Genomic DNA, 20,970 nt, shown 5'->3' on the forward strand with positions numbered 1-20,970 from the left:
TGCCGCTGCTCTCAGGATCCCAGAGCGTGGGGCTCGATGGACTGAAGTCCACCAAAACGTCTCTGACGGCCCTGGTAATCCTGCAGAGCGAGCTCGAGAGCCTCAGCGTCGAAATCCGGCCAGAAAAGATCGGTGACATGGATCTCGGCGTAAGCCAGCTGCCAGAGCAGGAAATTACTGATCCGCCGCTCGCCGCTGGTCCTGATCAACAGATCCGGATCACGCTCCCCTGCCGTGAACAATTCAGCTGCCAGTGCATCTTCATCGATCTGCGATGGCTGCAACTCTCCACGAGCCACGCGTTCCGCCAGCCGCTGGCTGGCACGCACCAACTCACGACGACCGCCGTAATTCGTGCAGACATTGAAGTGAATGCCGCTGTTTCCAGAGGTCCGATGCGTGGCTTCAGCGATCAGTGACTGCAGCTTGGCCGGCAGTGCGTCCAAATCTCCGAGGAAGCGGATCCGCACCTGTTCCTGCTCAAGCGCTTGCAGCTCCCGCTGTAGAACGCTTTCAAACAGAGTCATCAGAAAATTCACCTCGTCACCTGGCCGGGACCAGTTCTCGGTGGAGAAGGCATAGGCGGTGAGTGCTTCAACACCCCAGTCGCTACATGACCTGAGGGTGGATTTGAGCGCTTCAACACCGGCCCTGTGTCCCATGACCCGTGGCAGACCTCGAGCTTTTGCCCAGCGCCCGTTGCCGTCCATGATCACCGCGATATGACCAGGCATCCTGCGTGGATCCAGTCCCTCAGGACAGCACCGGGGTGCCGCTTGATCAGTACTGACAGCCAGTCTTTGGCTCAAGGCAGTGAATCCTGTGTGCCTGAACTCACGCTACGCGGAGATGGTGATTTCACCGGCGCGGTCGACACAGACGCAGCAATCAACTCGGTGAGCAAATCCTGCAAGCGTGAGCTCGTGATCGGGCGTTCCAGACGTCCCTGGTTTGCCAGAGACAAGGTACCGGTCTCTTCGGAAATCACCACGCAGATGCAGCGGTCAAACCGCTCAGTGATACCCAGAGCCGCCAGATGCCGCGTGCCGTAGCGACTGATGCCCTGCCGTGACAACGGCAGGATCACCCCCGCAGAGATGATGCGGCTGCCCTTGATCACAACGGCACCGTCGTGAAGAGGCGTATCGGAAGCGAACAGATTCAGCAGCAGTTCACTGCTGAGCTGGGCATCAATGGTGACGCCAGGATTGAGAAAATCCTCCGGTCTCAGATCACTGCCGAGATCGACAACAATCAAGGCCCCACGACGACTCTTAGACAGGCGACCCGCCGCGTCGGTGAGCTGGGCAACGGTGCTGGCAGTCGCCCTCATTTTGCTCTGGGGATTTCCCAGCAACACAGCAAGACGGCCCGTGCCGAGAAGTTCCATCAACCGACGCAACTCTCCCTGCCAGAGAATGGCCAGCGACAACGAGCAGGCAAGGACCAACGCATCAATGAGCGTTGAGGTCAGCGGCAGATTGAAAAAGCGCTTGACGAACCAGGCCAGCGCGACGAGGAAGAGGTAGCCCCGCAACAGCCAAAGCGTTCTTTGCTCATTGACTCTGGTGAAGAGCAAAAAGCCGAGGAGAGAAGCGCAGAGGACATCTAGAAGAAGGCGCAGTTGCAACACCTCCAACACCTTCGCCTTCGCCCTTTGGTGTCCCTAGTTTACAGAGCGCAACCGCTCAGGCATCAGGTCGTAACGCAGCAGATCTTCAGGCTGCTCTCGACGCTGAACCAGCTCAGCATCTCCTGCATGCACAAGTACAGCGGCTGGTCTTGGAATGCGGTTGTAATTGGAACTCATCGAAGCGTTGTAAGCACCGGTGGCGAAGACCGCCAGAATCTCGCCACTGCTGCAGGCAGGGAAAGCAAGATCCTTGAGCAGCACATCTCCCGACTCACAGTGCTTACCCGCCAGAGTCACTGTTTCTTCAGCACCTGCCAGTGGACGGTCCGCCAAACATGTGGTGTAGAGAGATTGATACGTGATCGGCCTGGGGTTGTCACTCATGCCTCCATCAACAGACAGATAGGTTCGGATCCCCGGCACCACCTTGCGGGAACCGACGGTATAGACCGTCACACCTGAGGGCGCCACCAGCGACCGGCCTGGCTCGCAGAGCAAACGCGGCAACTCAAGACCTCGCTCTCTGCAGGCCGCCACGACGGCTTCAGCCACGACTTTCACCCAGGCATCGATTGTCGGTGGATCGTCGCTTTCCACGTAGCGGATTCCCAGTCCTCCTCCAACATTCAGATCCCGGACGGGATGGCCGAGTTCAAGGGCCAGACCCAGCGCATCGGCCATGACAGCGGCCAGGTCGCGATGGGGCTCAAGCTCAAAAATCTGTGAGCCGATATGGGCATGAAGGCCTTCAACCCTCGCCCAGGAACAGCCCTGGAGCCTGCGGAGCACAGGCTCGAGCTGATCAGGGTCAAAGCCAAACTTGCTGTCGAGATGCCCCGTGCGGATGTACTCGTGGGTATGACACTCAATACCGGGCGTGAAGCGAAGCATCAGCCGTACAGGCTGCCCGCCTTCAGGAACAATCTTTTCAAGACAATCCAGGTCGTGCTGGTTGTCCGCCACCACCATCACGTCATGGCCGTAAGCCAACGCCAGCTCTTCGACCGATTTGTTATTGCCGTGAAGCACCACCCTCTCGGCAGGCATGCCGCCATCCAGGGCGGTCATTAATTCACCCGCCGAGACGGCATCAAGCCCCAAACCCTCCGACGCCACCAGGGCCGTCAGAGCTAATGAGCTGTTGGCCTTCGAGGCATAGATCGCCAGTGATGGCCCTGGGTAGTGACGCTTCAGTGCGTTGCGGTAAGCCTGGCAGGCCTGACGAATGCTGGCTTCGTCCAGAACATAAAGAGGCGTGCCATAGCGCTTGGCCAGCTCGCTCAAAGCACAGCCCCCGACCGCGAGACGGCCCTGATCGTCAAGTTCTGCTGTGATCGGCGCAAGATTGCGATTCGGACTGTTCAGGTCACACCCTGATTCGTAGGGCTGTGGCATGGAGCGTCGGGTCGGTCGGACAGGCAATGTAAGGAGGCGCGTCGCCCAGGCAGTGCGGTTTTGGTTGGTGAAGTGGCCGTCAACGCACGACGACTGGGTCCCGACGACCTCAGTGCCTGCCTGCGGCTTGATCGCCTTGCCTTGAAGGGGCTCTGGACGAAACAGCAGTGGGAGAGCGAGCTTTCAGAGAACAACCGGCTGGTGATGGGCATCGACACCGAGGATCGAAGCCTGATCGCCCTGGCCTCTGGATGGCTGGTTCTTGATGAACTTCAGATCATGGCTGTGGCGGTGGATCCGATGCATCAACGCCGCGGTTTCGGAGCGAGGGTGCTGCAGTCGATCATCGATCGGGCTTCATCTCTAGGAGCAGTGTCAGCCACCCTTGAAGTGGCAGCAACGAATGCCGCGGGCCGGGCCTTCTACGCCCACAGCGGTTTCTGCATCACAGGTCGCAGAACCGGTTACTACGCAAACGGCGACGATGCCCTGCTTCAGTCGAGATCAATCGGAAGTGGTAGGGATTTCCGCACTGATCAAACTGAATAAAGGAACACATTTCGGCATTGATTAATACTATCTGAGGCATCCAACCCGCAACAACACTGGGATGTGCCTTTGGATCATTGATCCACAACCACCCGTTCAGCCCTGATAGGTTGGGTCGAACAGCTGTCGGCCTGAACAATGTTCGAGAGGTTTACCGAGAAGGCCATCAAGGTGATCATGCTTGCCCAAGAAGAGGCAAGACGACTCGGTCACAATTTCGTGGGAACTGAGCAAATCCTGCTCGGGCTGATCGGTGAAGGAACTGGTGTTGCAGCAAAAGTGCTGAAGTCCATGGGTGTGAACCTCAAGGATGCCCGCGTTGAGGTTGAAAAAATCATTGGCCGCGGATCTGGTTTCGTCGCCGTAGAAATTCCATTCACACCGCGTGCCAAGCGTGTTCTCGAGCTTTCTCTTGAGGAGGCCCGTCAACTGGGTCACAACTACATCGGCACGGAGCATTTGCTTCTTGGCCTGATCCGTGAAGGAGAGGGTGTTGCAGCGCGCGTTCTTGAAAATCTCGGGGTGGATCTGGCCAAGGTCCGCACTCAGGTGATCCGGATGCTCGGCGAAACCGCTGAAGTTGGAGCTGGAGGCGGTGGTGGCTCTGGTTCCAAAGGATCCACCAAAACACCCACGCTCGATGAATTCGGCAGCAATCTCACACAGTTGGCCAGTGAGGCCAAGCTTGATCCGGTGGTGGGACGTCACAACGAAATTGATCGTGTCATTCAGATCCTTGGCCGCCGCACCAAGAACAATCCTGTGCTGATCGGTGAGCCGGGTGTTGGCAAAACGGCCATTGCTGAAGGTCTGGCTCAGCGCATCCAACAGGGTGATATTCCCGACATCCTCGAAGACAAGCGTGTTCTCACTCTCGATATCGGTCTTCTGGTTGCCGGGACCAAATACCGAGGTGAATTCGAGGAGCGCCTCAAAAAAATTATGGAGGAAATCAAGGGCGCCGGCAATGTGATTCTTGTGATCGACGAGGTGCACACATTGATTGGCGCGGGTGCCGCAGAGGGTGCCATTGATGCTGCCAATATCCTCAAACCAGCCCTTGCCAGAGGCGAGCTGCAATGCATCGGCGCCACCACACTGGATGAGTACCGGAAGCACATTGAGAGAGATGCGGCTCTGGAACGACGCTTCCAGCCGGTCAACGTCGGTGAACCTTCCATCGAGGACACCATCGAAATTCTGCGTGGACTGCGTGAGCGCTACGAACAGCATCACCGCCTGCGCATCACCGATGAAGCCCTGGAAGCCGCGGCCACCCTCGGCGATCGCTACATCTCCGATCGCTTTCTGCCTGACAAGGCAATCGATCTGATCGATGAGGCCGGCAGCCGCGTGCGGCTGCTGAATTCAAAGCTCCCCCCTGAAGCCAAGGAAGTCGACAAAGAGCTGCGCACAGTTCAGAAAGAGAAAGAAGATGCCGTCCGGGAGCAGGACTTTGCCCGTGCCGGTGAACTGCGAGACAAGGAAGTAGAACTGCGTGAAAAAATTCGCACACTGCTTCAGAACAGCCGCCAGGATACGTCCAGCGAATCTGCCGAATCCAGCGAAACCTCCGAATCCTCGGCTGAGTCATCAGCGTTTGGCTCCGATCAGACGTCCTTCCAGGGTGCTGTTGCCGAATCAACCACCCCGGTGGTCAGCGAAGAGGACATTGCCCAGATCGTGGCGTCCTGGACCGGTGTTCCCGTGCAGAAGCTCACCGAAAGTGAGTCCGTCAAGTTGCTGAATATGGAAGAGACGCTTCACAAGCGTCTGATCGGACAGGACGAAGCTGTGAAAGCAGTTTCCAAAGCGATTCGCCGAGCACGCGTTGGTCTCAAGAATCCGAATCGTCCGATTGCCAGCTTCATCTTCTCCGGACCAACAGGTGTAGGCAAAACAGAACTGACAAAAGCCCTGGCTGCGTACTTCTTCGGAAGTGAAGACGCCATGATCCGTCTAGACATGTCGGAATTCATGGAGAGACATACGGTCAGTAAACTGATCGGTTCACCTCCTGGTTATGTGGGCTTCAATGAGGGTGGCCAGCTTACTGAGGCTGTACGAAGACGCCCTTACACCGTTGTTCTATTCGACGAGATTGAAAAAGCGCATCCCGATGTGTTCAATCTCCTCCTGCAACTACTTGAAGACGGACGTCTCACCGATTCCAAAGGTCGCACTGTTGATTTCAAAAACACTCTGATCATCATGACTTCGAACATTGGTTCGAAAGTGATTGAGAAAGGTGGTGGTGGACTTGGTTTCGAATTCTCTGGTGATGAAAACGCCGAGGAGAATCAGTACAACCGCATCAAATCGCTCGTCAATGAAGAGCTCAAACAGTACTTCCGTCCTGAATTCCTCAATCGTCTTGATGAAATCATTGTGTTCAGGCAACTGAATCGCGAGGAAGTCAAGGAGATCGCAGAAATCATGTTGCGCGAGGTCTTCAATCGCATCGGTGAAAAAGGAATCACTCTGTCTGTTTCCGATGCTTTCAAGGAACGTCTTGTCGAGGAGGGATACAACCCCGCCTACGGAGCCCGTCCCTTGCGTCGAGCGGTGATGCGTCTGCTTGAAGACAGCCTTGCTGAAGAAGTCCTTTCCGGTCGCATCAAAGATGGTGATTCCGCTGAAGTGGACGTGGAAGATGGCAAGGTGGTGGTGAAGCATCTCACCGCTGTACCCAGCGAAACACCTGCTCTCGCTGGTGCCGGTCTCTGACCTGGATGATCCAATCAGCCTCCAGCAAAACCCCAATCTCAGTTCATTCCATCGCTCCTGCCCAGGTCATACGTGGGTCTGGAGCCTGGGATGAGGCTCAGAAGCCAATTTCAAAGCTCTTCAGCAACCCTCTGCTGCTCGGCAGAAGTGAGTCCACGCAGTCGATTCGATCCCGTCTCTGTCGTGAACTCAACCAAAGCGGTCTACGGGTATTTCAGCAGAATCTCGAACATGATTGCTGTGAGCTGGATCTTCAGCGGATTCAAAACGATTTCATCAGGCAGTCCTGCGATGGAGTGATTGCGGCAGGGGGCGGCAAGGTCCTCGACAGTGGCAAGCTTCTGGCGGACAGGCTTGATGTCCCCTGTGTCACGGTTCCACTGAGTGCCGCAACCTGCGCCGGCTGGACCGCCCTCTCGAATCTGTACAGCCCTGATGGTGCCTTTGAATGTGATCAAGGCCTCAAGCGCTGCCCAGATCTGTTGGTTTTTGATCATGACTTACTGCTGAAGGCGCCTTCACGCACCCTGGCCAGCGGGATCGCCGACGCGCTTGCCAAGTGGTACGAAGCCTCCGTCAGTAGCGGGTCCAGCCATGACGGGGTCATTCAGCAGGCCGTGCAAATGGCCAGAGTGCTGCGAGACCAGCTGCTGATCGACAGCATCGAGGCCCTCCAGGAACCTGGAGGGGAAGCCTGGAGGCGGGTTGTCGACGCCTGTGGACTCACTGCGGGAGTTATTGGTGGTCTCGGTGGAGCTCGCTGTCGAACGGTCGCCGCTCACGCAGTTCATAACGGCCTGACTCAACTGGAAGCGTGTCATTCCGTTCTGCATGGCGAGAAAGTGGGGTTTGGCATCCTTGTGCAGCTGCGACTGGAAGAGCGCCTCGGCGGCAACCGTTTGGCTGCGCAGGCCCATGTCCAGCTGTTGCATCTCTTACGCGAACTGGGTCTGCCGGTCTGCCTGGATGACCTGGGGCTAGGTCATGCCAGCCTCAATCAACTGCAGCAGGTCTGCCAGTTCGCCTGCAGAGAGGGATCTGATCTGCATCATCTCCCCTTCGAAGTCACTCCAGTTGCCTTGATGGAAGCTCTTGTGGGAGCTGCTGAAACGAGCCCAGTGGTGCCTTGAAAGCACTGTTGAATTCCATCAAAGGCGAACTGCTGGATCCAAAAGCCCGCACTCTGGCTGAGCATCTCGAGTGGTGGGATCTGCCCGAACTCAGCATTGACGCCTCGTTTCCTGTTGCTGTTGTCGGGCAAGGGCCTCCTCTTTTGCTGCTTCATGGCTTCGACAGCAGTTTCCTGGAATATCGCCGTCTGGCCCCGTTGTTGAGCCAACACTTCCAACTGTTTATTCCCGATCTGTTCGGCTTTGGCTTCTCACCGAGACCCGTTGATGCGATCTATGGGCCCGAAAAGGTACTGAGTCATCTGGATGCGGTGCTTGAACACCTCCCGAAAGGATCCCAGTGCGGCTTGATCGGAGCGTCCATGGGAGGGTCCGTAGCCGTCGAAATGGCACGACGTCAGCCCCATCGGATCGAGGCATTGATGCTGCTCGCTCCGGCAGGACTCACTGGGAGACCGATGCCTGTCCCCCCTGTGTTGGATCGCTTTGGCGCCTGGTTCCTCAGTCGCCCGGGAGTGCGTCGAGGCCTTTGTCGACAGGCCTTTGCCGATCCCGACGCCAACGTCGGTGCCGCGGAAGAGCAGATTGCCTCACTGCATCTGCAGTGCCCGGGATGGGCCGAAGCCCTCGCAGCTTTTGCCCGTAGTGGAGGTTTTGCAGGTTGCGGCACACCGCTTCCCAATCAGCCTCTGCACGTGATCTGGGGAGACAATGACAGGATCCTCAGAGCTCCACAGAAAAAAGCAGCAGCTCTGATTCTCAACGACAGGATTGAACAGTTCGAGGATTGCGGACATCTTCCCCACATCGATCAGCCCGATCGGGTTGCCGAACGCTGTCTCAACTGGTTCCAATCCACCCTTTCCAACAGTCGTCCATCAGACCTCATCGGATGATGGGGCCCTGATCCGCCATCGTGGTGCTCAGCTTCCATGCCCCAGACCAGCTCCGGCCCCGTTCTGCAGATCCTGGCCAGTGGTCTTCAACGCTGGATCCGCAGCCAGTGCGACTCGGTTGACGAGTTGAACCTGGCCCTTCAAGGGTCCGCCATCGAGCTGCTGAGAGGACGTTTGAAAGGTGTCTCGCTCGAGGCTCGCAGGGTGAGTTTCGATCAGCTGCCGCTGATGCGCGTCGAGTTGCAATCCGGAGCACTGAAGACCGTCTTTCGTCCTGGTCAACCCAACCAGCCGGTGCAGCTCAAAGATCCCTTCAGCATCGAAGGAGAGGTGGTGCTGGGCGGCACTGATCTGAACAAGGCTCTGGCGACCGATCGCTGGCGATGGTTGGCGGATCTACTGGCTGAACAGCTGATGGGCCTTACGCCACTGAGGTCGCTGGCGATCGACAACGATCGCCTGGTGCTGACAGCGGATGTGATCACCGGCAAAGACCCTGTGCAGCGCAGCTTTTCACTCAGTGCGGATCGGGGAACCATCAGGCTCAACCATTGCGATGCTGAAGGACAATTTTTTCTGCCGATGGATGAGTCCATCACGATCGATGATGCCCGTTTGCAGGGCGGCCAGCTGGTGATCAAGGGCAATGCCACGGTTCATCCCTAAACGGTTAATCCCTGAACGGTTCATAACCAAACGGTTCATCCCTGCAGGGGCACCCCTCAAGGGTCAACCCCTAGCCATCACTGGCATCACCAGGGTCACGACATAAAAGACCACGGCTGGTGTGAACAGATAGCTGTCGATCCGATCCAGGATTCCGCCATGGCCAGGCAGGGCATCACCGGAATCCTTGACGCCTGCATCTCGCTTCATCATCGATTCAGTGAGATCACCCACCAGAGCGAAGAGAGCTACAAGCGCACCAAGACAACCACCGGTAAAAGGTCCATAGGGCCACTCCAGCAGTGCACCTCCAAGTGCACCAAGCAGCAGCGCCGAAGCCAGTCCGCCGTAAGCACCTTCAATGGTTTTGGCAGGGGAGATCGGAGAAAGAGGGTGCCGACCGAAGCGGCGACCGATGACGTAAGAGCCGATGTCACTCGCCACCACCAACAGGCAGGCCATCAGGGTGATCAGCAGGCCGGAGCTGACCCAGTCCCATGGAATGTGGTCGACCAGGGGCGCGATGTCCACAGCCTGGAGGTTGCGAAGGCGCAGCCAATGACTGGGTAGAAACCCCAGATAAAAGAGACCGAAGATCGAGGCGGCAATGTCCGCAATCGAACCGGTGATCGGCTGCAACAGCAACCAGCCGCAGATTGCAGCACCGGAAAGAGGCAAAACCGCATCGGCGAGAGAGGAGGCGATGCCTCCGTGAACAGACCACTGGGTACTGATCAGCAGGAGCTGGCAAGCCACGAGTGTGGTTTTGGTGGCTGGACGCATGCCTTTGAACTGGGCCATGCGGAAGAACTCCAGCAAACCCAGATGCACAATCACACCCAGGGCAATCGTGAACCACCAACCTCCCAGACCCACTACCACTAACCCGAACAGCCCCACCAGCAACCCGCTGACCAGGCGTTTGTGATCGGCAGCTCGCCGCGTGCTTTGGGCCTTCCCGGTTGTGGCGTCTGAAATCACCTGTCAGATCCCAGGGCCCTTCAGGCCAGAACCTTCACCATACCGGGCACTTGATCGGGCCATCGCTGATGCTGAGACTGGAGCCAATGGCAGCGATCTGCAGAGATTCTCTCTCCCGGTACGAGCAGAGGAACACCCGGTGGATAAGGGCAGATCAACTCAGCTGCAATCTGATCAGCACACTCAGCCAATCGACGCCTGCAATGGGGATGACGTTGTGCTTGATCAGGAGTGAGTTCGGGAATCGAGGGGCCTTGAAATGGCGGCTCCGGAATGACAGGCAGCGGCATTCCATCACCTTCACGGGCTAAGGCCTGCCAGATCATCGCCAGGCGCTTCGCCAATCCCCGATGCTTGGCGAAGCCCAGACAGACGGTGAGACAAAGCGGCTCAGGCAACTCAGCGATCACACCCCGACGCATACAAAAGTCATCCGCATCCAGACCGCTGACACCGATCTCTGCCGTTGCAAGAATCAGTCGCAGCGGGTCATCACCGGGGTGGAGCATCACTCCCCGCTCGCGAAGACCATCGATCAGGTTGATGGCTTCGTCCCGTCGAGCCTCAAACCACGAAGTCCAACTGCTGGACTGCAACCAATCAAGGGTTGTCTCACATGAGGCCAGCAGCAGAGCACTGGGGCTCGTGGTCTGCAGTCTGGTCAGAGAACGTTGCAGCCGTTCGTGCTCCACCCGTTCGGATCGGTGCCACAGCACCGCTGTCTGTGCCAGTCCAGGCGCTGATTTATGCAGGGAATGCACAACCAGATCGGCTCCTGCGGCAAGAGCGGACACAGAACAACCCTCACCTGAGGCAAAAGCCAGATGCGTGCCATGGGCTTCATCCACCATCACCGGCAACCCCTTGGCATGGAGCAGCTCGATCAGCTCGCGGATCTCAGCGCAATAGCCGTGATAGGTGGGATGAACAAGAACAGCACCGGAAATACGACGACCTGGATCAGGCCAGGGGTCCAGGCTCTGCCGCAGACCTTCAACGGTCATTGCACCGGCGTGGCCGCGATCGGAGAAAAACGGCACTGGAAGAAACACCGGCATCACGCCGCCCAGCTCACAGGCAGCGATCAGAGAGCGATGGGCATTGCGAGGCAGCAGCACAGCCTCTCCGGGTTGCGCCATCGCCAGCAGGCCGGCCTGGAGCAGCCCCGTGGCACCGTTCACGCCAAACCAGCAGTGATCAACACCCATCACTTCAGCCAGCCGCGCCTGACTGCTCGCCACAGCGCCCTGCGCTTCGAGCGGACCACCGATCTCCGGCAACTCGGGCAGGTCCCAGCTACCCGGTGACTGACGCAGCAACCGCTGCAGACGCGGTGGCAGGGCTGCACCACGTCCATGCACCGGCAGATGCAAAGCCAGCCGTCGATCAGGTCGCAGAAGCTCTAGAAGCGACGGCATGAGCGCAAGCAACAGACGACAGAGAGCGGCATAACCGGCCCTGTCATTTCAGATGGACTTCCCTGATCCAGCATGGCAATCCCTGCCGCTGCTGGCGGTTCTGATCGGTCAGCTCTCCGCAACACGGAGGCATCGTGAAGCCTTGAGAACTCTCTAAGATCAAAAATCCCTAGCGCTGCTGGGCGTGGATTCGCTTCGCTACAACCCGGGCCGAGATGTCCGATGGCTCTTGATGCGCCCATGGATCGGCATACCGCGCTTGATCCAGATCTCCTGGGCTCTGCTTGGACTGGTCTTGAGCTTGCTGCTGAGGGGCAGTAGCAAAGATCCACGTGTTCAGCGCAATCTGGCTCGCACACTGTTGCGCACCCTGACCAACCTCGGTCCCTGCTTCATCAAGGTTGGGCAAGCCCTTTCGACTCGGCCGGATCTGATCCGTCGTGACTGGCTGGATGAACTGACACGACTTCAAGACGATCTGCCTTCCTTCGACCATGCAATCGCGCTGAACACGATCGAAACGGAACTGGGTGCTCCGGCAGATCAGCTTTTTGATGAATTCCCGGATACTCCGACTGCGGCCGCAAGTCTTGGACAGGTCTACAAGGCCCGCGTCGGTTCACAGCGATGGGTCGCGGTCAAAGTTCAGAGACCGAATCTGACCTTCATCCTGCGGCGGGACATGGTTTTGATTCGCAGTCTGGGAATTCTGGCTGCCCCTTTTCTGCCACTGAATCTGGGCTTTGGACTCGGAGAAATCATTGATGAGTTCGGGCGAAGCCTGTTTGAAGAAATCGATTACTGCTGCGAAGCGGACAACGCCCGGCACTTCTCAAGGTTGTTCGCTGACAATGACGCGGTCACCATTCCTGACGTTGACGAAGAGCTTTCAAGCCGTCGCGTTCTCACCACCAGCTGGATCCAGGGCACCAAGCTTCGCGATCCTCAGGAACTCAAGTCACAGCGCCTTGATCCTGCGGCTCTGATCCGCACAGGCGTGATCAGCGGTCTCCAGCAACTTCTGGAATTCGGTTATTTCCATGCCGACCCCCACCCCGGCAACCTCTTCGCTCTTCCAGGACGCAGTGGCGATCTCGGTCACGTGGCCTACGTGGATTTCGGCATGATGGATTCCATTAGTGATCAGGATCGACTGACGCTCACTGGAGCTGTTGTCCACCTGATCAATCGTGATTTCGAAGCGGTTGCCAGGGATTTTCAGGAGCTCGGATTTCTTTCACCCGATGCTGATCTGGCGCCGATCATTCCCGCCCTGGAAGATGCGCTGGGAGGCAGTCTTGGCGATTCTGTTGGTTCCTTCAACTTCAAGGCAATCACCGACCGATTCTCGGAATTGATGTACGACTACCCCTTCCGAGTCCCTGCACGCTTCGCCCTGATCATTCGTGCAGTGGTTAGCCAGGAAGGCCTTGCTCTAAGACTTGACCCCGATTTCCGCATTATCGCGGTGGCCTACCCCTATGTGGCCAAGCGACTGCTCGCTGGCGACACCAGAGAAATGCGAGAGAAACTGATGGACGTGATCTTTGATGAGCAGGGAAGTCTGCGCGTTGAGCGACTTGAAGGTCTTCTCGACGTCGTTGGCAACTACTCGGGTGGTCAGAGTAGTGGGGAGCTGCTGCCGGTGGCAGGGGCCGGCCTTCGCCTGTTGCTGAGTCGAGATGGGGGAAACCTGCGTCAGCGCCTCTTGCTGACCCTGGTCAAGGATGACCGCCTGAACATCTCAGATCTGAAAGAGCTCACCGCATTGATGAGAAAGACCTTTGGACCTCGACAGATTGCGGAGGGTGTGATGCAACGCCTGAATCCACTGGCGGCCTGATTCAGGCCGAACGGGCCCATCACCCCTGCAGTGGCACAGCGATAATGGCCATTCAAAGACTCACTCACTGACTTATGTCGATCGCGCCCGACACTGCTCCAATCGAGCTCGATCAGGCTCAGATCGACCTGCTGACTGAAGCATTCGGCGGCCTCAGCATGGATGACATCCTGCTGGACTACGCCAACCTTCAGCAGCCGCCATATGCCATGGCTGGGCTTGGCTTAGCAATCAGCTTGGCCTGCGGACTCACCTTCTCAAGGCTTGTTCAGAATCGTCTTGATGGCTGGAAGAAAGACAGGTTGCCATTGCTTCCTCTCGGCAACGCTGAAACCGTGATGAGTTACACGGGAATACTGATTGGCGTCACCTTGTTTATAGGAGGATCACTTCAGGTTTTCGGCTTTGCTTCAGGTGCGGCCTATCTGAGTGCCTTTGTGCTCTCAATCCTCACAGGTGGCGCACTCTGGGCTCAGCTTGAGCGATTGATGACGCAGGTGGAGGCTGGAAACTTCAAGGCGGTTGATTTCGACAACTTCGACGAATTCTTCTGATTGCTGTCGTTCAGTTTGCTGCTGTCAAGCCAAAACGTAGGCCTCTAACTGCACATCACCCCGACGCAGCATTTCCAGGCCTTCGCGTTCGAGCTTGCGGGTGCGATCACGGCTCATTTTCAGCGATTTAGCAATGGCCGTGAGGCTCATCGGATCCTCGCCGTCCATCCCGTAGCGCATCCGCAACACACGCTCCTGCAGTTCCGGCAGCTGGCCCAGCAGATCGCCCAGATCTCCCTTCAGGCACTCGCCTTCCACCTGCTCACTCGGCAGTTCGCCATCACCCGCCAACAAGTCCAGCAGTTCGGTGTCATCGCCATCGCCCACCTTCATCTCCAGGCTCACAGGCTGACGCGCACGGCACATCAAATCCTTCACCTCCTCCTCAGGCAGCTCCACAAATCCAGCCAGTTCCGTCACCGATGGCGTCCGGCCAAGCTCCTGACTCAATTCACGCTGACCTTTCTTCAGCTTGTTCAGCATCTCCGTGATGTGGATCGGCAAACGGATCGTCCGGCTCTTCTCCGCAATCGCACGCGTGATCCCCTGACGGATCCACCAGTACGCATAGGTGCTGAACTTGTAGCCACGGGTCGGGTCGAACTTCTCCACACCTCGCACCAGGCCGATCGTTCCCTCCTGGATCAGATCCAGCAGTTCCATATTCCGCTTGGTGTACTTCTTGGCCACACTCACCACCAGGCGCAGATTCGCCGCCACCATCCGTTCCTTGGCGCGGCGACCAGCCTGAAGCTTGCGCTTCAGTTGCGCTGCACTCAGCCCGGCCGCCTCGGCCAGCTCCGCCGCCGGCACAGTCTCTCCGCCGCGTTGATCGCTCAGCTCCGCTTCCTGGGCTTCCAGATCCATCAGTTCCTGCACCTGACGACCCAGCGTGATCTCCTGCTGATGGCTCAGCAGCGGCACACGACCGATGTCCCGCAAGTAGGAACGCACCAGGTCCGCATCGGGTAACAGGGACAAGGGCGACATCGACTAATTACGAAACCTATTCGTTTCTTAATTTACCATCGTTTACAGGCGTTTCCCGCTAATGACCCACAGAAAAGACTTATGGCCAGAATGAGGCCAATCCAAAAGTCCCCGGTGACCTTCGCCACCGCCAGCAGCTCCGAAGCTTCCAACAACGTCAGTGCTGCTCACCTTCTGGTAGTGGAGGACGACACCTCGATCAGGGAGACCGTCAAGGAAGCGCTCAGAGCCGAGGGATTTGAGGTGAGTGCCTGCGGTAATGGGAGCGAAGCCTTGGCCATGCTCACCGAAGCGCAGGCAAACGTTGTTGATGCGCTTGTGCTTGATCTGATGCTTCCTGGACTGGGAGGACTGGATCTCTGTCGCGAGCTCAGGAAGCTCAATAACACCACCCCAATCCTTGTGATCAGCGCCAGGGACAGCGAAACCGATCGAGTGCTCGGCCTCGAAGTGGGTGCTGATGACTATCTGATCAAACCGTTCGGACTCCGGGAGTTGGTGGCCCGCTGCCGGGCACTGCTGCGACGCTCGCAGCGAATCATTCCGAACCCCTCCAGCAGGGACAACATCGTTGAACGTGGCAACCTTTGTCTTTACTGCCAGGAATGCAGGGTGACGCGGGATGGCGAGGATCTCAGCCTTGCCCCCAAGGAATACAAGATTCTGGAATTACTGATGCGCAACCCTAAGCGTGTCTGGAGCCGCGATCAGCTGTTGGAACAGATCTGGGGCATCGACTTCGTCGGAGACACCAAAACCGTCGACGTGCATATCCGCTGGCTACGGGAAAAAATCGAGACCACTCCCTCCTCTCCAGACCACATCCGAACCGTTCGTGGATTCGGATACCGATTCGGCTGATTGATGTGAGTTCAGAGGCTTCGCTCATCCTCGGCATCACGATCGGTGTTGTGAGCGGTTGGGTTTTGCACAACCGCTTCAATCTGCGCACCGGTGCCCGACGGCATACAGCTCAGATCTCTCCGGTTTTGTCCGGTCACTCGCTGAGTACAGCTCAACTTCTGGCCTGGATCGATGCAGCCACCCAAGGGTGGCTGGTGCTCACACCGGATCTGACGATCGGTTTCATCAACTCAAGAGCGGAACGTTTGCTGCAGTTCTCCAGCAATCTGCTCGTACGAGGACAGGCCCTCGAGGATGTTGTGACCGTGCCTCAGCTTGAAGAGGCAATCGTGAGCGTCCGCTATCAACAACGGCCGCAACGCTGTGAATGGGAACAGCAAGGTGTGCCTCTCGAAGCCATCGTTCTGCCCGGCTCGGACGAATGGTTGCTGGTGCTCCTCCAGAACAGACAATCCCTGGAAGCACAGCAGGCCCAACAGGAACGCTGGGTAAGTGATGTTGCCCATGAACTGAAGACCCCACTCACGGCTCTGATGCTTGTGAGCGATCGGCTGGAAACAGCAGTGTCCGCTGATGACGGCATTCTTGTGGAGCGTCTGCAGAAGGAACTGAGACGCCTGCAACTGATGGTGGAGGATTTGCTAGAGCTCTCAAGGCTGGAGAACATCCTTCCTCACGAGCAGGGGAGCTACTCACCAGTCATCCTTGAAGAGCTGATAGAGGCCGCCTGGAACAGCATCCGTCCGCTAGCAGATCAGCGAGAGGTCACACTCTCCCTCAACACCGGAGAGCCAGGACCACTTCTGGGAGATCAACGCCGCTTGCATCGTGCCATCCTCAACTTGCTGGACAACGCCTTGCGCTTCTCTCCTCAGGGAAGCGCCGTTGACGTGAAGATCCTCCCCAGTGGTGCATGGTGGCTTGTCTGTATCCGGGACCATGGCCCTGGGCTGAGTGAGAGCGATCTCACCAACATGTTCCAGCGCTTCTACCGCGGCGACCCCTCCCGTGCCCGTTCCAGCCAAAGCGGCAGCGGCCTGGGACTGGCCATCGTCCAACAGATTGCGGTGAACCATGGAGGACGGGTTCAGGCCCGTAATCACCCTGACGGAGGCACATCGATTGAACTGTTGCTACCGCGCGGTGACCACTGAGACAAAACCGAGCTGAATGCGCCAGCGACTTCAGAAACTGATGTCCGCCGCTGGGCACTGCTCACGACGCCAGGCAGAAAACCTGCTGCGGCAGGGCCGGGTCGAAGTGAACGGAACGATGGCAGAACTCGGTGATCAGGCTGATCCCGAAACGGATCTGATCTGTGTGGATGGGACGCCGTTAACCAAGATGACTGCAGAGCGGGTCCTGCTGCTCAACAAACCTCCTGGTGTAATCAGCAGCTGCCATGACCCTCAGGGTCGCGAGACCGTGCTGGACCTGATTCCTGCCGAGCTCCGGCGAGGACTGCATCCGGTAGGGCGACTGGATGCCGACAGCCGTGGAGCTTTGTTACTCAGCAACCAGGGAGAGCTCACCCTCAAGCTCACACACCCCCGCTATGCCCATAGCAAGACCTACAGGGTGACAGTGACCGGGACACCGGATCAGTCGAAGCTGGAACAATGGCGACAAGGCATGGAACTGGATGGCTCTCGAACCCTCCCGGCCAGCGTGAAACTCCTCCACAGCAAGCGTGGATACAGCACTCTGGAAGTCATTCTGCGAGAAGGACGCAACCGACAGATCCGCAGGATTGTCTCGCTGCTCGGTCATTCCGTTCTGGACCTACAGCGGGTTGCAATCGGCGGTCTGGCGCTTGGATCCACTGAAGAAGGATGCTGGCGCAAGCTATCCAGGCAAGAATGGCGAAGCCTGATCAGCTCTCAGGCAGGTGAGGCATAAATCGGCCATGGCTTTGTACAAACGTTCCTTCCCATGGCGCTGGCGAAGAAGACGTCAGAGTGAAGACACTGCAACAGATCAAGCGGTCACAGCAGTCCCACTGATCGAGGCTGGGCAACGTCTGAGACAGCACCGTGAACAACGAGGGCTGAGCCTGAGAGATCTGTCTCGGGAGGTGCGCATCACCACACCGGTTCTGGAAGCTCTGGAACGGGGCTGGGCAGACCGCCTACCGGAACCGGCTTACCTGGTGGCCATGCTGCACCGACTGGAGCAGTACTTCCAGCTCGAGCCCAACAGCCTGAGCGGAGCACTGCCTGAAGACTGTTTTCAACAGCGACTGCCCCAGGATCTGCGGCGGACACGCTTCACTCTGGGAAGCATCGACATCTTCACCACCTGGCAGGGGAGCCTCGTCTACATCGTTGTGATCAGCGTGTCGCTGCTCGCGTTGAATCAACAGCAACGACAGCTGGCAATCGATAACACCAAGTCCTTCACTCCTGTTCCACTGAATCTTCAGCAGGACTCCGATGCGCTCCTGCAAGGCCTGCGCCCGCTTGCTGAGCTCAGGTCGCAACAAACGGCTGACTCCGTTGCAAAGCTTCTGGACAACCAACCGCTGCCGGGGGTGCTTGAGGTCACCCTGAAGCAACCGAGCACCCTGACGCTCAGCAGTGAAGGAGGCGATCGCAGTTCTCTCAAAGGAGCAACCGGCACCCTCACCCTTCAGCTGCTGCCACCTCTTCAGCTCAGCGTTCAACCGGCACCCGCTGCAGGAGATGTTCGCTGGGACGGGCTCCCCCAAAAGGCGCAGAACGATCAGCCCGGGATCTATCGCCTTGACCAGACTTCAGCACGCAATCCATAGCCCTGAAGTGCTCCATCCAGCGAATCGTCAAACACTGGTAGACGCCAACTCCAGTTGCCTCCGACCGTTCCGGGGGTGTTGAAGCGGGCGGCATCATCCAGGTGCAGCAGGTCCTGCAGTGGTGCGATCACCAACTGAGCCGTTGAAGCCATGCCCAGCTCCAGCAGCTGCCAGCCGGGGGCCTCAACTGGGCCATCAAGGCAACTGGCAAAGCGAGCACGGGAGTCGCCATCAAGCCGTTGCCACCAACCCAGGCTTGTTGGATTATCGTGAGTTCCTGAATAGACCGCCCATCCGGTGCCATGGATATTGGACGGCAGGTAAGGGTTCCGGGGATTGCCATCAAAAGCGAACTGCAGCACCTTCATTCCAGGTAGATGAAAATGATCACGCAGCTGCTCCACATCAGGAGTGATCACCCCCAGGTCCTCGGCCACCAGCGGTAAGCGGCCTCCCGCATCCCGACGCAGACAGCTGAGCAACTCACGACCAGGAGATCGTCGCCAAGCTCCGTTGATGGCCGTGGACTCCCCACCGGGAACAGACCAGTAGGACGCCAACGCACGGAAATGATCCAGTCTCAGTCGGTCGGCGAGCTGCCACTGACGCCGCAGACGATCCCTCCACCAGCGAAATCCTGTGCTGCGGTGCCGGGGCCAGCTGTAAACCGGCGTTCCCCACAGCTGTCCTGTCGCGGAGAAATAGTCAGGCGGAACCCCACTTTGTTCTCGCAGCCTTCCATCCGCGGCAATGGAAAACAATGCGCGATGGCTCCAGACATCAGCGCTGTCTCGGGCCACATAAAAGGGAAGATCCCCGAGAATCTCCACATCGAGTTCACGGGCAAGCTCACGCAGCCGCATCCATTGCAGGCTCAGATGCCACTGAAGTAGCTCCTGCTCCAGAAGACGATCCTGATTGGCCTGGCGCCACTCCTCCAAAGCTCTCTGATCGTGAACAGCCAGCTCCTGAGGCCAGTCCCACCAGGGACGTCCCTCGTTTTGTTCACGCAGCACGAGGAATGCAGCGTGATCCTGAAGCCAACGGGATTGATCCCGTCGCCATCGATCAAAGGCCGCATGGTGGGAGTGCGACAGCTGGTCCCAGCAATGGCGCAATTGCCTGGCCAGAGCAGAAGCACGCCGATCTGCGAGGGAGAAATCCAGTGAAAGACCGTCTGCCTCATCAGCGGGAAGAGCCTCCAGATCACCTGGTTGAAGAAATCCCTGATCGCTCAGATCCTTGGCATCCAGCATCCAGGGATTGATGGCAAAACTGGATGGAGAGCTGTAGGGAGACCCGGTTCCATCCGGCGGTGACAGTGGCAGCAATTGCCACACGCCGATGCCGTGCTGGGCAAGGGCCTTGATCCAAAAGCGGGCAGGAGCTCCTAATCCTCCGCACACAGGCGAGCCTGGAAGAGCTGTCGGATGCAGGAGAACACCGACGCGACGACGCGGCAGAGAAGCAGTTGTCACGCGCGACTCGCTTTGAAAGTCAACGACATGACGTCAGAACAGAGCAGCATCACCGAGGTCCTGGCCGTCCATCCCATCACGCACAACGCGTTCAAAAAACTGCTCCAAAGTGTCGGTGCCATAGGAGGGCGTCGCTGCACTGTCGTATTGCTGGCGCTGTTCGTCCCAGACAAGCATTGACTCTGCAGCGTAGTAGCGGCCGATCTTTCCAAATTCAGCCGTGTCTTCAAGTGAGGGAAACTTCCCGGATAGAAATTCGAGACAACCCACAGGAAGATCCATCAATGCAATCGGCAGGGAAATCATCCAGGGTTTTTTCCCTAAAGCCTTGAACAGCAGTTCGCCCTGCTGGCGGGCACTTAAGGCCTCTCCGGGTCCTCCAATCGGCAAAATCTGGTTGACCTTGTCTTGATCAACCACACAATCACTGAGATAGGACGCCAGATCAGACTCACTGATTGGCTTGCAACTTGCCAGCTCACCATCTCCGAACAGCACGTACGGGGCGCCCTTGCGACAACTTTCAACCTGAGCTCCCAGGCTTTTGAAAAAAGCCGTCGGGCGAACGATGGAATATGTCACATCAGAGCCATCGCGAAGCTCCGCCTCAAGCGCAAGCTTCGCCTTCTGAAATTCCAACAGAGGTTTTTGAACGCAGATTGCTGACAAAAGAACAAAATGCGAGAGCCCTGCCTTCTTTCCCTGCCGATAGGTGTTGAGGGTGGCCTCATAATCGATGGCCCAAGAATCCTTACGTCCGCCGGTGCGTGACGCGAGGCAGCTGATCACCACATCCACCGGCTGATCGAAAACATTGCGAGCCAGTGAATCGGAATTGGTAACGTCGCCGAACCGAACCTCCGCACCAGGGAAATCCGCTTTCACACTCTCCTGACTCTGGCGGCCGCCCACACCACTGCGCTCACGGGCGAAAGCCACGACGTTGTAACCGCGCGTGATGAGCTCCTTCACCACGAAACGACCGATATACCCGGTTGCACCGAAGACCACAACGCGCACCTTGTCTGGCGGACGATGGCGGAAGTCGTCGTTCAGAAGCATGGCCATAGGGTCGA

Annotated in this window: 19 protein-coding genes; 11 read left to right on the forward strand and 8 right to left on the reverse strand. The window is 57.8% G+C overall.

Translation table 11 applies throughout. The features are described from left to right. Positions 1-11: 11 nt before the first annotated feature. The 3 genes from SynBIOSE41_RS11240 to lysA are packed head-to-tail and all read right to left on the reverse strand — an operon-like array spanning position 12 to position 3,028. Complete coding sequence (locus SynBIOSE41_RS11240) at positions 12-809, reverse strand: isoprenyl transferase (protein WP_186537969.1); 798 nt, start codon at positions 807-809, stop codon at positions 12-14. Next, complete coding sequence (gene cdaA, locus SynBIOSE41_RS11245; RefSeq protein WP_170953500.1) at positions 806-1,639, reverse strand: diadenylate cyclase CdaA; 834 nt, start codon at positions 1,637-1,639, stop codon at positions 806-808. Before cdaA ends, SynBIOSE41_RS11240 begins: the two co-directional genes overlap by 4 nt. A 27-nt stretch (positions 1,640-1,666) precedes the next feature. Beyond that, the gene (gene lysA / locus SynBIOSE41_RS11250; RefSeq protein WP_186537970.1) at positions 1,667-3,028 is read right to left on the reverse strand and encodes a diaminopimelate decarboxylase; all 1,362 of its coding nucleotides are present in this window, start codon (positions 3,026-3,028) and stop codon (positions 1,667-1,669) included. 72 nt (positions 3,029-3,100) lie between these two features. Here lysA and SynBIOSE41_RS11255 point away from each other — a divergent pair, with 72 nt between their 5' ends. The 5 genes from SynBIOSE41_RS11255 (at position 3,101) to SynBIOSE41_RS11275 (ending at position 8,996) form a co-directional block, all read left to right on the forward strand. Further along, complete coding sequence (locus tag SynBIOSE41_RS11255) at positions 3,101-3,577, forward strand: GNAT family N-acetyltransferase (protein ID WP_255475729.1); 477 nt, start codon at positions 3,101-3,103, stop codon at positions 3,575-3,577. Between the two features lie 138 nt (positions 3,578-3,715). After that, entirely contained in the window at positions 3,716-6,304 is a 2,589-nt protein-coding gene (locus SynBIOSE41_RS11260) for an ATP-dependent Clp protease ATP-binding subunit (protein WP_186537972.1), read from the forward strand. Between the two features lie 5 nt (positions 6,305-6,309). Then, positions 6,310-7,434, forward strand: a complete 1,125-nt coding sequence (locus SynBIOSE41_RS11265) for an iron-containing alcohol dehydrogenase family protein (RefSeq protein ID WP_186537973.1) — start codon at positions 6,310-6,312, stop codon at positions 7,432-7,434. Continuing rightward, positions 7,431-8,330 carry an alpha/beta fold hydrolase gene (locus SynBIOSE41_RS11270; protein WP_186537974.1) on the forward strand — a complete coding sequence of 300 codons (900 nt, stop codon included), beginning with the start codon at positions 7,431-7,433 and terminating at the stop codon, positions 8,328-8,330. The genes SynBIOSE41_RS11265 and SynBIOSE41_RS11270 overlap by 4 nt, the downstream gene beginning before the upstream one ends. 36 nt (positions 8,331-8,366) lie before the next feature. Beyond that, positions 8,367-8,996: a DUF2993 domain-containing protein gene (locus SynBIOSE41_RS11275; protein ID WP_186537975.1), complete on the forward strand. Its 630-nt coding sequence runs from the start codon at positions 8,367-8,369 to the stop codon at positions 8,994-8,996. 63 nt (positions 8,997-9,059) lie between these two features. On the opposite strand, the gene SynBIOSE41_RS11280 is transcribed toward SynBIOSE41_RS11275, so the two are convergent. Both SynBIOSE41_RS11280 and SynBIOSE41_RS11285 read right to left on the reverse strand, forming a co-directional pair. After that, positions 9,060-9,977, reverse strand: coding sequence for a phosphatidate cytidylyltransferase (locus SynBIOSE41_RS11280; protein ID WP_255475730.1), 918 nt, complete (start codon positions 9,975-9,977; stop codon positions 9,060-9,062). Positions 9,978-9,997: 20 nt separating this feature from the next. Further along, positions 9,998-11,395: an aminotransferase class I/II-fold pyridoxal phosphate-dependent enzyme gene (locus SynBIOSE41_RS11285; RefSeq protein ID WP_186537976.1), complete on the reverse strand. Its 1,398-nt coding sequence runs from the start codon at positions 11,393-11,395 to the stop codon at positions 9,998-10,000. A 232-nt stretch (positions 11,396-11,627) separates the two neighbouring features. Between SynBIOSE41_RS11285 and SynBIOSE41_RS11290 the strand changes: the two genes are divergently transcribed. Beyond that, a complete protein-coding gene (locus SynBIOSE41_RS11290) occupies positions 11,628-13,238 on the forward strand; it encodes an AarF/ABC1/UbiB kinase family protein (protein WP_186541122.1) in 1,611 nt (536 codons plus the stop codon). Positions 13,239-13,312: 74 nt separating this feature from the next. Beyond that, positions 13,313-13,792, forward strand: coding sequence for a hypothetical protein (locus SynBIOSE41_RS11295; RefSeq protein ID WP_066912312.1), 480 nt, complete (start codon positions 13,313-13,315; stop codon positions 13,790-13,792). Between the two features lie 24 nt (positions 13,793-13,816). On the opposite strand, the gene SynBIOSE41_RS11300 is transcribed toward SynBIOSE41_RS11295, so the two are convergent. After that, on the reverse strand, positions 13,817-14,782 hold the full coding sequence (locus SynBIOSE41_RS11300) for an RpoD/SigA family RNA polymerase sigma factor (protein WP_186537977.1): 966 nt from the start codon (positions 14,780-14,782) through the stop codon (positions 13,817-13,819). A 90-nt stretch (positions 14,783-14,872) separates the two neighbouring features. On the opposite strand from SynBIOSE41_RS11300, the gene SynBIOSE41_RS11305 reads away from it, so the two are divergent. From SynBIOSE41_RS11305 to SynBIOSE41_RS11320, 4 genes are all read left to right on the forward strand, one after another. After that, positions 14,873-15,643 carry a response regulator transcription factor gene (locus SynBIOSE41_RS11305; RefSeq protein WP_186537978.1) on the forward strand — a complete coding sequence of 257 codons (771 nt, stop codon included), beginning with the start codon at positions 14,873-14,875 and terminating at the stop codon, positions 15,641-15,643. Between the two features lie 83 nt (positions 15,644-15,726). Next, entirely contained in the window at positions 15,727-16,800 is a 1,074-nt protein-coding gene (locus tag SynBIOSE41_RS11310; RefSeq protein ID WP_255476051.1) for a cell wall metabolism sensor histidine kinase WalK, read from the forward strand. Positions 16,801-16,816: 16 nt separating this feature from the next. Next, positions 16,817-17,545 (forward strand): pseudouridine synthase, encoded by a 729-nt coding sequence (locus SynBIOSE41_RS11315; protein ID WP_186537980.1) that lies wholly within the window; start codon positions 16,817-16,819, stop codon positions 17,543-17,545. A gap of 7 nt (positions 17,546-17,552) precedes the next feature. Next, positions 17,553-18,416 (forward strand): RodZ family helix-turn-helix domain-containing protein, encoded by an 864-nt coding sequence (locus tag SynBIOSE41_RS11320; RefSeq protein ID WP_186537981.1) that lies wholly within the window; start codon positions 17,553-17,555, stop codon positions 18,414-18,416. Here SynBIOSE41_RS11320 and malQ read toward each other — a convergent pair. Together malQ and SynBIOSE41_RS11330 are read right to left on the reverse strand one after the other, a co-directional pair. Further along, positions 18,380-19,894 (reverse strand): 4-alpha-glucanotransferase, encoded by a 1,515-nt coding sequence (gene malQ / locus SynBIOSE41_RS11325; RefSeq protein WP_186537982.1) that lies wholly within the window; start codon positions 19,892-19,894, stop codon positions 18,380-18,382. The two genes, SynBIOSE41_RS11320 and malQ, sit on opposite strands and share 37 nt — an antisense overlap. 33 nt (positions 19,895-19,927) lie before the next feature. Next, positions 19,928-20,962 (reverse strand): NAD(P)-dependent oxidoreductase, encoded by a 1,035-nt coding sequence (locus SynBIOSE41_RS11330; RefSeq protein WP_370594123.1) that lies wholly within the window; start codon positions 20,960-20,962, stop codon positions 19,928-19,930. Positions 20,963-20,970: the final 8 nt, after the last annotated feature.

Origin of the sequence: Synechococcus sp. BIOS-E4-1 (assembly GCF_014279995.1) — a bacterium.
Taxonomy (GTDB): domain Bacteria; phylum Cyanobacteriota; class Cyanobacteriia; order PCC-6307; family Cyanobiaceae; genus Synechococcus_C.